This window comes from Klebsiella sp. RHBSTW-00215, from assembly GCF_014103785.1.
In the GTDB taxonomy this organism is placed as follows: Bacteria; Pseudomonadota; Gammaproteobacteria; order Enterobacterales; family Enterobacteriaceae; genus Klebsiella.
Genome location: NZ_JABXQS010000001.1, coordinates 1,915,595 through 1,927,768, shown reverse-complemented (window position 1 = coordinate 1,927,768; position 12,174 = coordinate 1,915,595). Strand labels below are relative to the sequence as shown.

The 12,174-nt window shown below is 57.9% G+C and carries 14 protein-coding genes; 13 read left to right on the top strand and 1 reads right to left on the bottom strand.

Translation table 11 applies throughout. The features are described 5' to 3' along the window. The first annotated feature begins 83 nt into the window (after positions 1-83). On the top strand, positions 84-1,025 hold the full coding sequence (melR, locus tag HV127_RS09180) for a transcriptional regulator MelR (protein WP_182235691.1): 942 nt from the start codon (positions 84-86) through the stop codon (positions 1,023-1,025). A 51-nt stretch (positions 1,026-1,076) separates the two neighbouring features. Here melR and proP read toward each other — a convergent pair whose 3' ends face one another. Then, on the bottom strand, positions 1,077-2,579 hold the full coding sequence (gene proP, locus HV127_RS09175) for a glycine betaine/L-proline transporter ProP (protein ID WP_182235690.1): 1,503 nt from the start codon (positions 2,577-2,579) through the stop codon (positions 1,077-1,079). Between the two features lie 539 nt (positions 2,580-3,118). On the opposite strand from proP, the gene HV127_RS09170 reads away from it, so the two are divergent. From HV127_RS09170 to phnP, 12 genes are all read left to right on the top strand, one after another. Then, entirely contained in the window at positions 3,119-3,454 is a 336-nt protein-coding gene (locus HV127_RS09170) for a zinc ribbon domain-containing protein YjdM (protein WP_182235689.1), read from the top strand. Between the two features lie 213 nt (positions 3,455-3,667). Then, complete coding sequence (gene yjdN / locus HV127_RS09165) at positions 3,668-4,102, top strand: VOC family metalloprotein YjdN (RefSeq protein WP_110274524.1); 435 nt, start codon at positions 3,668-3,670, stop codon at positions 4,100-4,102. A gap of 312 nt (positions 4,103-4,414) precedes the next feature. Then, on the top strand, positions 4,415-5,140 hold the full coding sequence (gene phnF, locus HV127_RS09160) for a phosphonate metabolism transcriptional regulator PhnF (RefSeq protein WP_182235688.1): 726 nt from the start codon (positions 4,415-4,417) through the stop codon (positions 5,138-5,140). Beyond that, positions 5,141-5,593: a phosphonate C-P lyase system protein PhnG gene (gene phnG, locus HV127_RS09155; protein ID WP_110274526.1), complete on the top strand. Its 453-nt coding sequence runs from the start codon at positions 5,141-5,143 to the stop codon at positions 5,591-5,593. Next, entirely contained in the window at positions 5,590-6,174 is a 585-nt protein-coding gene (gene phnH / locus HV127_RS09150) for a phosphonate C-P lyase system protein PhnH (protein ID WP_182235687.1), read from the top strand. The genes phnG and phnH overlap by 4 nt, the downstream gene beginning before the upstream one ends. Continuing rightward, positions 6,174-7,238, top strand: coding sequence for a carbon-phosphorus lyase complex subunit PhnI (locus tag HV127_RS09145; protein ID WP_182235686.1), 1,065 nt, complete (start codon positions 6,174-6,176; stop codon positions 7,236-7,238). The genes phnH and HV127_RS09145 overlap by 1 nt, the downstream gene beginning before the upstream one ends. Continuing rightward, positions 7,231-8,079 carry an alpha-D-ribose 1-methylphosphonate 5-phosphate C-P-lyase PhnJ gene (locus tag HV127_RS09140; protein WP_182235685.1) on the top strand — a complete coding sequence of 283 codons (849 nt, stop codon included), beginning with the start codon at positions 7,231-7,233 and terminating at the stop codon, positions 8,077-8,079. The genes HV127_RS09145 and HV127_RS09140 overlap by 8 nt, the downstream gene beginning before the upstream one ends. Further along, entirely contained in the window at positions 8,076-8,834 is a 759-nt protein-coding gene (gene phnK, locus HV127_RS09135) for a phosphonate C-P lyase system protein PhnK (protein ID WP_181483976.1), read from the top strand. Before HV127_RS09140 ends, phnK begins: the two co-directional genes overlap by 4 nt. 107 nt (positions 8,835-8,941) lie before the next feature. Next, on the top strand, positions 8,942-9,622 hold the full coding sequence (gene phnL, locus HV127_RS09130; RefSeq protein WP_182235684.1) for a phosphonate C-P lyase system protein PhnL: 681 nt from the start codon (positions 8,942-8,944) through the stop codon (positions 9,620-9,622). Next, positions 9,619-10,755 carry an alpha-D-ribose 1-methylphosphonate 5-triphosphate diphosphatase gene (phnM, locus tag HV127_RS09125; protein ID WP_182235683.1) on the top strand — a complete coding sequence of 379 codons (1,137 nt, stop codon included), beginning with the start codon at positions 9,619-9,621 and terminating at the stop codon, positions 10,753-10,755. The genes phnL and phnM overlap by 4 nt, the downstream gene beginning before the upstream one ends. Then, positions 10,755-11,318: a ribose 1,5-bisphosphokinase gene (gene phnN, locus HV127_RS09120; RefSeq protein WP_182235682.1), complete on the top strand. Its 564-nt coding sequence runs from the start codon at positions 10,755-10,757 to the stop codon at positions 11,316-11,318. Before phnM ends, phnN begins: the two co-directional genes overlap by 1 nt. An 18-nt stretch (positions 11,319-11,336) precedes the next feature. Then, entirely contained in the window at positions 11,337-12,095 is a 759-nt protein-coding gene (phnP, locus tag HV127_RS09115; protein WP_182235681.1) for a phosphonate metabolism protein PhnP, read from the top strand. The last annotated feature ends 79 nt before the right edge of the window (positions 12,096-12,174 follow it).

The window sequence follows — 12,174 nt, the reverse complement described above, 5'->3', positions numbered from 1 at the left end:
GAGAAAACGGGCCGTTATTTCGACTAAGATGAGGGCTCACTGGCGCAAAAATCGGCAAGTATGATGATTCAGGAATCCACATCATGATCGATAAATCCCACGCGGCGCAGCCTGCCGACTCCTATATGAGCAGTAGCGATGAGCATCAACCCCGCAGCCCGCTGGCGCTCTACTCTGAATATCAGCGGATGGATATCGAACTGCGCACGCCTTATGCGATGACCGCCAGCCACTGGCACGGTCAGGTGGAGGTAAACGTTCCCTTCGATGGCGATGTGGAATATCTGATCAACGATGAAGTAGTACGCATTAAGCAGGGCTATATCACGTTGTTCTGGGCCTGCACGCCTCATCGGCTGACTCGTCCCGGCGACTGCAAGCAGATGGCTATCTTTAACCTGCCGATGCATCTGTTTTTGTCCTGGCCGCTGGACCGGGAGCTTATCAACCACGTCACTCACGGGATGGTGGTGAAATCGCTGGCCGCCCAGCAGTTGAGCGTGTTTGAAATCCAGCGCTGGCAGCATGAGCTGAACAGCGACAACGAGCAGATTCGCCAGCTAGCTATCGATGAAATCGCCCTGATGCTCAAGCGTCTGAGCCTCTCCGGTTGGCAGCCGATTCTGGTGAACAAAACCTCGCGTACGCACAAGAACAGCGTGTCGCGCCACGCTCAGTTTTACGTTAGCCAGATGCTGGAATATATCGCCGCCCATTACGATCAGGCGCTCACCGTCGACAACGTCGCCGAACATGTGAAGCTGAATGCCAACTACGCGATGGGGATTTTTCAGCGGGTGATGCAGCAGACCATGAAGCAGTATATTACCGCGATGCGTATTAACCACGTTCGCGCCCTGCTCAGCGACACCGATAAAACCATCCTTGATATTGCCCTGGCCGCCGGTTTTCGCTCCAGCAGCCGCTTCTACAGCACCTTTAACAAGTATGTCGGCATGCCGCCGCAGCAGTATCGCAAGCTGAGCCAACAGCGTCGCCACAGCCTGCCGCCCGCAGAAGCATAAAAAATGCCGCCGGGGAAAGCCCGCGGCGGCATTATTCACAACGCTAACAGATTAGTCGTTAATACGCGGATGCTGATCCACCAGACGAGAACGTTTTTCCTGTAGGTCGGCGATTTCCTGATCGATATCTTCGATTTTATGCTCGATGTTATCGTAGTGCTCACCGAGGATTTCCTTCGCTTCCTGGATATCGGACGCCGCTGGCGTCGCCCCTTTCAACGGACGATTGGCGGTCTCTTTCATCGACAGGCCAGTCAGCAGACCGATAACCGCAATCACCATCAGATAGTAAGCTGGCATCATCAGGTTCTGCGTGGTTTCCACCAGCCAGGCCGCCAGGGTTGGCGTCAGACCCGCAATCAGCACCGAGATGTTGAAGGCGCTGGCCAGGGCGCTAAAGCGAATATGGGTCGGGAACATCGCCGGCAGCGACGAAGCCATCACCCCGATAAAGCAGTTCAGAATCACCGCCAGCAACAGCAGGCCGGCAAAAATCAGGCCGAGAACGTTACTGTTGATCATGATAAAGGCCGGAATCGACAGCGCAAACAGCGCAACGCTACCAATAAGAATAAACGGACGACGGCCAAAGCGGTCGCTGAGCATACCGATAACCGGCTGCACGAACAGCATCCCGACCATGATCGCGATAATAATCAGCACCCCGTGGTCTTCCGAGTAGTGCAGGTTATGCGACAGATAGCTCGGCATGTAGGTCAGCAGCATGTAGTAGGTGACGTTAGTAGAGATCACCAGACCGATACAGGTCAGCAGGCTGCGCCAGTGTTTGGTGGCGATTTCTTTAAACGAGACTTTTGGTCCTTCCTGCAGGCCTTCACGATCGCCCTGCTCCATGCTATCAACATGCTGCTGGAACGCCGGGGTCTCTTCCAGCGCGTGGCGCAGATAAAGACCAATAAGCCCTAACGGCAGCGCCAGGAAGAACGGGATACGCCAGCCCCAGTCGAGGAAGTTCTCTTCGCCCACCACGCTGGAAATCAGCACCACCACGCCTGCACCCATGACAAAACCGGCAATCGAACCAAAGTCCAGCCAGCTGCCCATAAAGCCACGCTTGCGGTCAGGCGAGTATTCAGCGACGAAGATTGATGCACCGGTATATTCCCCGCCTACCGAGAAGCCCTGCGCCATTTTACACAGCAGCAGCAGGATCGGTGCCCAGATACCAATGGTGGCATACGACGGAATAAGACCGATACAGAATGTACTTATCGACATAATGACGATAGTTATCGCCAGAATCTTTTGTCGGCCATATTTATCGCCCAGCATCCCGAAGAACAGGCCGCCTAGCGGACGAATTAAGAAGGGAACCGAGAATGTACCGAGTGCGGCAATCATCTGCACGCTGGGGTCTGCACCGGGGAAGAAGACTTTACCTAAGGCATACGCAACAAAACCATATACCCCAAAATCGAACCACTCCATCGCGTTACCCAGCGACGCTGCGGTAATCGCTTTCTTCAGTTTGCTGTCATCAATGATGGTCACATCCCGAAGCGTGATGGGCTTTACTTTTTTCCTTTTAAGCATAATTTTCCTCTTTTGCTCTCGCCTTGAGCGCACGAATCTCCGCCGAATGACAAGGTCATTCGCGTCATGCGTTGGGAGCAATTCATTGCTGTGCTCCACCTTTCAAGCGTAGCAGGTTTGCCTGCACTGTCTGCTGACAGTCTGTACAACCGAACCTGTTGACGCCTGCTCTGGCCATAAATGAATAAACGGAGTCGCTATAAGTATGGTGAATTTGCGATCTCGCCTTTTTACCCTAACAGCGTTTAATTATGGGATCAACTTCACAAAAATTTACCTACCCTTAAACAGAGTCGCCCATAACCAATAAATTCAATGAATATTGGAAGTTAACGATACATTTCCGGAAATATCTGGCCGATTTTATGGAAATAACCCGGCGGTTTTTCGCGATATATATTTGCTTTCTTCCCCGAGAACGCCCGTAAAAAAGGCCCGACAAAAGTGCGGGATTGCGCTATAATCAGCGTCACTTTCGGCTATCAGCCGCTATTTAATGGACCAACGTCCTGTTTTATCCAGTAATCGCGAGGAACGTCATGTCACTGCCACACTGCCCAAAATGCCATTCTGAATACACTTATGAAGACAACAGCATGTTTATCTGCCCAGAATGCGCCCATGAATGGAACAATGCCGAGCCTGCGGACGATAACGACGCACTGGTCGTCAAAGATGCCAACGGTAATTTACTGGCCGACGGCGATAGCATTACCGTGGTGAAAGATCTGAAGGTTAAAGGTAGCTCTTCTATGCTGAAAATCGGCACAAAAGTGAAGAATATCCGCCTCGTTGAAGGCGATCATAATATTGACTGCAAAATCGATGGTTTTGGCCCGATGAAGTTAAAATCTGAATTTGTTAAAAAGAACTGATTTATTTCCTGCCCGGCGTCGCTATTATTCCCCAGCGCACGCCGTCGGGCGGGAATATATTTCTCGATAGAAAAATCTGAAAAGTGGTCATTATTCCCCGGTTACCCTGCGCTTACCTGCTGGCCGTATCGGGTATTCCGCCGCTGCCGCCTGGCTTAATTTTGCAATCCCCTTCTACGCTTAATGAGATATTCGTTACCTGAGGTAATGGTTATGCCCTTAAGTCCCTACATCGCTTTTAGCGGCAACTGCGCCGCAGCCATCGCGTTCTACCAGCAGGCATTGGGTGCTGAGCTCATCCACCAAATCACTTACGGCGAAATGCCGCAGGATATACAGGATGCCGAAGACGGTTGCCCTTCGGGCCAGCATCTCGCCGCCGACGGTATCGCCCACGCCAGCCTGCGCGTGGCGGACGGCATCCTGATGCTCAGCGACAGCCCCTCCAGCAAAACGGAGCGCTACGCCGGGTTTACACTCGTGCTGGATCCAAAAGATATTGAGGAAGGTAAACGCTGGTTTGACGGCCTCGCCGACGGCGGGCAGATAGAGATGGTCTGGCAGGAAACCTTCTGGGCCCACGGTTTCGGTAAGGTGACCGACCGCTTCGGCGTCCCCTGGATGGTCAACGTGGTGAAAGAGCCTTAACGCTGACATTTTCCCCTCACCCTAACCCTCTCCCCAAAGGGAGAGGGGATAGGACGGTACCATCTTCAGCTACTGAGCCGTTCTGTTAGCCCCGCAGGCAGACCGCTCCGAACCCGCTTTTCTCCCTCTCCCTCCGGGAGAGGGCCGGGGTGAGGGTCAGCGCGCAGATATCCCCTCACCTTGTCATCTCACTGGCACCCACTCTTCATCCTCCGGTCATCATGTTTTAACCGAAATGTAACAATAATCCGTCAGGATCGGCCCACGCTCAGAGGGGAAAAACCTTCTTGTCCTTAGTGAGGCTCGATTGACATGTACTTATCCAGACATCCGACCAGTTACCCGACACGATATCAGGAAATTGCCGCCAAACTTGAGCAAGAGCTTCGCCACCACTACCGCTGCGGCGACTATCTTCCCGCTGAGCAGCAGCTAGCGACCCGCTTCGAAGTCAACCGCCACACCCTGCGCCGGGCTATCGATCAGCTCGTTGATCGCGGCTGGGTCCAGCGCCGTCAGGGCGTCGGCGTACTGGTGCTGATGCGCCCGATTGATTATCCGCTCAATGCCCAGGCTCGCTTTAGCCAGAATCTTCTCGAACAGGGCAGCCATCCGACCAGCGAGAAGCTGCTGTCGGTCCTGCGCCCGGCCAGCAGCCACGTGGCCGAAGCCTTTGCCATTAACGAAGGCGATAACGTTATTCACCTGCGCACCCTGCGCCGCGTTAACGGCGTCGCCCTGTGCCTGATTGACCACTACTTTACCGACCTGCGCCTGTGGCCGGTGCTGCAAACCTTTACCCACGGCTCTCTCCATGACCTGCTGCGCGACCAGCTTGATATCGAGCTGACCCGCGTACGCACCAAAATCAGCGCCCGCCGCGCGCAGGCTAAAGAGAGCAAGATCCTCAGCATTCCCAATATGGCGCCGCTACTGTGCGTGCGCACGCTGAATCATCGTCAGAACGAACAGAGCGCGACGGAGTACTCCGTCAGCCTGACCCGCGCCGACATGATTGAATTCACGATGGAGCACTGAATGCACTTTGATACCGCTACCCGCCAGCGCTGGATGTCCGTGCTGGCCCACAGTGAACCACAAGAACTTGCTGCGCGGATGCAAACGCTAAACCTCGCGCCGCAGTATGAGCTGATTCGCACCCCGGAAACCGGCCTGGTGCAGCTACAGGCGCGCATGGGCGGCATCGGCGATCGTTTCTTTGCTGGTGATACCACATTAACTCGCGCCGCGATTCGCCTGGCCGACGGAACGCTCGGCTATAGCTGGATCCTCGGCCGCGACCGTCCGCACGCCGAACGCTGTGCGGCTATCGATGCCCTGATGCAGTCGCCACACCATTTTCACACCCTGATGGAAACCCTGATAACCCCGCTGGAAGAACAACGTAGCGCGCGCATTGAAGCCCGACGCGCCGAAGTCAACGCCAGCCGGGTCGACTTCTTTACTCTGGTTCGCGGAGATAACGCATGACATTACAACCCGCTTTTACCCTGGCTGTGCAGGACGCCCAACACAGTTTCCGCCGTCTGCTGAAAGCGATGAGCGAGCCGGGGGTGATCGTCTCCCTGCAACAGCTCCAGCATGGCTGGCAGCCGCTGAATATCGCCTCCACCAGCCTGCTGCTGACGCTGGTCGATCACGACACCCCGGTCTGGCTGGCTCCAGCGCTGCATAACGACCTTGTCGGGCAGAATCTGCGATTTCATACCGGCGCGCCGCTGGTTGAACAGCCGCAGCAGGCGACCTTCGCCATCGCCAACGACAGCATCAGCGCCGAACAGTTGAACGTGCTTTCTGCCGGAACCGTCGTCGCCCCTGAAACAGGTGTGACGCTGATTGTCCAGCTTGCCAGCCTTAGCGGCGGACGCATGCTGCGTCTGACCGGCGCGGGTATCGCCGAGGAGCGCATGATCGCCCCGCAGCTGCCGGAATGCATTATTGAAGAGTTGACCGAGCGCCCGCATCCGTTCCCGCTGGGCATCGACCTGATCCTGACCTGCGGCGAACGGCTGCTGGCCATCCCGCGCACCACGCATGTAGAGGTCTGCTAATGTACGTAGCCGTCAAAGGCGGTGAGAAGGCGATCGTCGCCGCTCACGCCCTACAGGAACATAAACGCCGGGGCGATGGACGGCTTGCGGAAATCAGCGTTGAACAGATTACCCAGCAGCTCAATCTGGCGGTGGACCGGGTGATGACCGAAGGCGGCATCGCCGACCGGGAGCTGGCTGCGCTGGCGCTAAAGCAGGCTAGCGGCGATAACGTTGAAGCCATCTTTCTGCTGCGCGCTTACCGTACCACGCTGCAAAGACTGGCGGTCAGCGAGCCCGTCGATACCGCCAATATGCGCCTTGAGCGCCGAATTTCGGCGGTCTATAAAGATATCCCCGGCGGCCAGATGCTCGGCCCGACCTACGATTACACCCATCGCCTGCTCGATTTTACCCTGTTGGCCAACGGCGAAACGCCGCCGCTGGCAGCCAATAGCGCACCACAGGAACCGACGCCGCACGTCTTTAATCTGCTGGTCCAGCAAGAACTGGCAAAAGCCGAGCAAGATAGCAACGCGCAGCCCGATGACATCACCCGTAATCCGCCGGTCTACCCCTGCTCGCGCTCGTCGCGCCTGCAACAGCTGGTGCGTGGCGACGAGGGCTATCTGCTGGCGCTGGCCTACTCCACCCAGCGTGGCTACGGGCGCAATCACCCGTTTGCTGGCGAAATCCGCAGTGGCTACGTCGCGGTGGAAATTACCCCTGAAGAGCTGGGATTCACCGTCAATATCGGCGAACTGCTGATGACCGAATGCGAAATGGTCAACGGCTTTGTCGACCCGCAGGATGAGCCGCCGCACTTTACCCGCGGTTACGGCCTGACGTTTGGCATGAGCGAGCGCAAAGCGATGGCGATGGCGCTGGTGGACCGCGCGCTCCAGGCGCCGGAGTACGGCGAAGAGGTGGCGGGCCCTGCCCAGGACGAGGAGTTTGTGCTGGCTCATGCCGATAACGTCGAGGCCGCCGGTTTCGTTTCGCACCTCAAACTTCCCCACTATGTCGATTTCCAGGCCGAACTGGCGCTACTCAAACGCCTGCAACGGGAGAATCCACGTGGCTAACGCGCTGACCGGTTACAACTTTGCTTATCTCGACGAACAGACCAAACGCATGATCCGCCGCGCTATCCTCAAAGCGGTGGCGATCCCCGGTTACCAGGTGCCGTTCGGCGGACGCGAAATGCCAATGCCCTACGGTTGGGGAACCGGCGGTATTCAGCTTACCGCCAGCGTGATTGGTGAAAATGACGTGCTGAAGGTCATCGATCAGGGTGCCGACGACACCACCAACGCGGTGTCGATTCGCCAGTTTTTCAAGCGCGTCACCGGCGTCGCCACCACCGAATGCACCGAAGACGCCACGCTGATCCAGACCCGCCACCGGATCCCGGAAACGCCGCTGGCTGAAGATCAGATCCTGATCTTCCAGGTGCCGATCCCGGAGCCGCTGCGTTTTATCGAGCCGCGCGAAACTGAGACCCGCACCATGCACGCGCTGGAGGAGTACGGCGTGATGCAGGTGAAGCTGTACGAGGACATCGCCCGTTTCGGCCATATCGCCACCACCTACGCCTATCCGGTAAAGGTCAATGGCCGCTACGTGATGGACCCGTCGCCGATTCCTAAATTCGATAATCCGAAGATGCATATGATGCCTGCGCTACAGCTTTTTGGTGCCGGGCGCGAAAAACGTATCTACGCGGTACCGCCCTATACCCCGGTGGAAAGCCTCGATTTCGACGATCATCCGTTTACCGTCCAGGAGTGGGACGAGCCGTGCGCCATCTGCGGGTCGCGCCATAGCTACCTTGATGAAGTGGTGCTCGACGACAGCGGCAAGCGAATATTTGTCTGCTCCGATACCGACTATTGCCGCCAACAGAGCGAGGCGCAGAAAAAATGAGTCATCCATTACTGGCGGTCAATAACCTGACCCACCTTTATGCGCCGGGCAAAGGCTTCAGCGATGTGTCGTTTGAACTGTGGCCGGGCGAAGTGCTGGGTATCGTCGGCGAATCTGGTTCGGGGAAAACCACTCTGCTGCAGGCGATTTCCGCCCGCTTGACGCCGCAGCAGGGCGAAGTGCTGTATCAGAGTCGTTCGCTGTACGCGATGAGCGAAGCGGATCGCCGTCGCTTGCTGCGCACCGAATGGGGCGTAGTGCATCAGCATCCGATGGATGGCCTGCGCCGCCAGGTGTCGGCGGGGGGCAATATCGGCGAGCGCCTGATGGCGACCGGCGCGCGGCACTACGGTGATATTCGCGCCACCGCCGAACAGTGGTTGCAGGAGGTAGAGATCCCGCCTTCACGCATTGACGACCTGCCCACCACCTTTTCCGGCGGCATGCAGCAGCGTCTGCAAATCGCTCGCAATCTGGTGACCCAGCCGAAGCTGGTGTTTATGGATGAGCCTACCGGCGGGCTGGATGTTTCGGTACAGGCACGCCTGCTCGACCTGCTGCGTGGTCTGGTGGTAGAGCTGAACCTGGCGGTGGTGATTGTGACCCATGACCTCGGCGTCGCCCGCCTGCTGGCTAACCGCCTGCTGGTGATGAAGCAGGGTCAGGTGGTGGAAAGCGGCTTAACCGACCGGGTGCTCGACGATCCGCATCACCCCTACACCCAGTTGCTGGTGTCGTCGGTATTGCAGAACTGATGTTGCTGTTGCCCGGCGGCGCTTAGCTTGCACGGGCCTACGAACAGCGCACCTGCAGGCCGGGTAAGGCGCAGCCGCCACCCGGCAATCAACCCCCAGAGGCCAACATGATCCGCGTTGAAAACGTATATAAAACCTTTGTTCTGCACCAGCAACACGGCGCTCGTCTGCCGGTTCTCGCCGACGCCTCGCTGACCGTCAATACCGGTGAATGCGTGGTGCTGCACGGCCACTCCGGCAGCGGAAAGTCCACCCTGCTGCGCTCGCTGTATGCCAACTACCTGCCCGATAGCGGCCACATCCATATTCGCCACGGTGACGAATGGGTCGATCTGGTCAGCGCCTCGGCGCGTAAAGTGCTGGAAGTCCGTAAAACCACCATCGGCTGGGTCAGCCAGTTTTTGCGGGTGATCCCGCGCATCTCGGCTCTCGACGTGGTCATGCAGCCGCTGCTCGAACTGGGCATTCCGCGCGAAGAGAGCGCCTCACGGGCTGCCCGCTTGCTGACGCGCCTGAACGTCCCTGAACGCCTGTGGCACCTGGCTCCTTCCACCTTTTCCGGCGGCGAACAGCAGCGCGTCAACATCGCCCGCGGCTTCGCGGTCGATTACCCGATTTTGCTCCTCGACGAACCTACCGCCTCGCTGGACGCGAAAAACAGCGCTGCGGTAGTGGAACTAATTAACGAGGCCAAAGCGCGCGGCGCGGCGATCGTCGGCATTTTTCACGATGAGGCAACGCGTAACCAGGTCGCCGACCGCCTGCACCCGATGGGGATTTCAGCATGATTATCAATAATGTAAAGCTGGTCCTCGACGATGAGGTGATCAACGGTTCGCTGGAAGTGCAGGATGGCAGAATTTCTGCCTTTGCCGAAAGCCAGAGTCGCCAGGCAGAAGCGATTGACGGCGAAGGCGGCTGGCTGCTGCCGGGGCTGATTGAACTGCATACCGACAATCTCGACAAGTTTTTCACCCCGCGTCCCAAGGTGGACTGGCCCGCCCACTCGGCGATGAGCAGCCACGACGCACTAATGATCGCCAGCGGCATCACCACCGTGCTGGATGCCGTCGCCATTGGTGACGTGCGCGATGGTGGCGACCGTCTGGAGAATCTGGAAAAAATGATCAACGCGGTAGAAGAGACACAAAAACGCGGCCTCAACCGCGCCGAGCACCGACTGCATCTGCGCTGCGAGCTTCCGCATCACACCACTCTGCCACTGTTTGAGAAGCTGGTTAGCCGCGAGCCGGTAAGCATGGTCTCCCTGATGGATCACTCCCCTGGCCAGCGCCAGTACGCCGACCGCAGCAAATATCGCGACTACTACCAGGGGAAATATCATCTGACCAACGAAGAGATGGATAAATTCGAAGAGGAGCAGATGGCGCTGGCGGCGGCCTGGTCGCAGCCCAACCGGCAGAGCATTGCCGCCATGTGCCGTGAGCGCAATATCGCGCTGGCCAGCCACGACGACGCCACCCATGAACATGTGGTCGAATCGCACCAGCTTGGCAGCGTGATCGCCGAATTTCCTACCACATTAGCCGCAGCGCAGGCATCGCGTCAGCACGGGATGAACGTCCTGATGGGCGCGCCGAACATCGTGCGCGGCGGCTCGCATTCAGGCAATGTCGCCGCTCATCACCTGGCGAGCAACGGCCTGCTGGATATTCTCTCTTCCGACTATTATCCCGCCAGCCTGCTGGATGCCGCTTTCCGCATCGCCGATGACGACGGCAACGCGTTTACCCTCGCCCAGGCTATTCGTCTGGTGAGCAAAAATCCCGCGCAGGCGCTGGGGCTACACGATCGCGGCGCGATTGCCGAAGGTAAACGCGCGGATCTGGTGCTGGCACACCGTCGCGGCGAGCATGTCCATATCGATAACGTCTGGCGTCAAGGTAAGAGGGTCTTTTAATGACAGGGAAACTGATTTGGCTGGTCGGCCCATCCGGCTCCGGCAAAGATAGCCTGCTGGCGGCCCTGCGCCAGCGCGAACACCCGCAGCTACTGGTGGCGCACCGTTACATCACTCGCCCGCACAATGCGGGCTGTGAGAACCATATTGCCCTCAGCGAGCATGAGTTTTTCACCCGCGCCGAGCAGCATCTGTTTGCGCTTAGCTGGCACGCCAATAACAATTACTACGGCATTGGCATCGAGATTGATCTGTGGCTGCACGCCGGGTTTGACGTCGTCGCTAACGGCTCCCGCGCTCATCTGGCTCAGGCAAAAACGCGCTATGCTGACGCCCTGCTACCCATCTGTTTGCAGGTTTCGCCAGAAGTACTGCGTCAACGTCTGGAGCAGCGCGGGCGAGAGAACGAAACGGAGATCGCTCAGCGGCTGGAGCGCGCGGCACGTTATACGCCAAGTGCGTGCCTGACCCTCAACAACGATGGTCGCCTGAGCCAGTCGGTGGATGCCATGGTGTCGCTGATCCGCGTTCACGGCAACCGACGCGAACAGCAGCTTGCCTGAATGACGCGAGGTGAAAACATGAGCCTGACTATCCGCTTAACCGGGACCGGCGGCGCGCAGCTGGTGCCGGTTTTCGGCTGCGATTGCCCCGCCTGCCGCCGCGCCCGCAGCGACGAAGCGCACCGCCGTCGCCCCTGTAGCGCGGTGGTCAAATTCAACAGCGCGGTAACGCTGCTCGATGCCGGGCTGCCGGATCTGATGGAGCAGTGGCCTGCCGGTAGCTTTCAGCAGTTTTTGCTCACCCATTATCATATGGATCATGTTCAGGGCCTGTTCCCGCTGCGCTGGGGTGTAGGCGAAACCATTGCGGTCTACGGCCCGCCTGATGAACAGGGCTGCGATGATCTGTTCAAACATCCGGGCCTGCTGGACTTCAGCCACACCGTCGAGCCGTTTGTCATGTTCGAGCTGCAAGGACTACGCGTCACGCCGTTGCCGCTAAACCACTCAAAGCTCACTTTTGGCTATCTGCTGGAGTCAGCCCATAGCCGGGTCGCCTGGCTGTCCGACACCGCCGCCCTGCCGGAAAAAACGCTGAAATTTCTGCTCAACAACCAGCCGCAGCTGATCATCATCGACTGTAGCCACGAGCCGCGCCCGCAGCCGCCGCGCAACCACTGCGATCTCAACATCGTGCGGGCGATTAATCAGGTGATTGGCTGCCCTCGAGTGATCCTCACCCATATCAGCCACCAGTTCGATGCGTGGATGATGGCGCATTCTCTGCCTGCGGGATTTGAAGCGGGATTTGACGGTATGGAGATTGTGCTGGATTAAGAGCCTATCCCAGTAGGCGTTATTGGCGCAGCCAGCTTGAACACGACCAGCGCGCAAGAACCGGAGCGTACACGTAGTA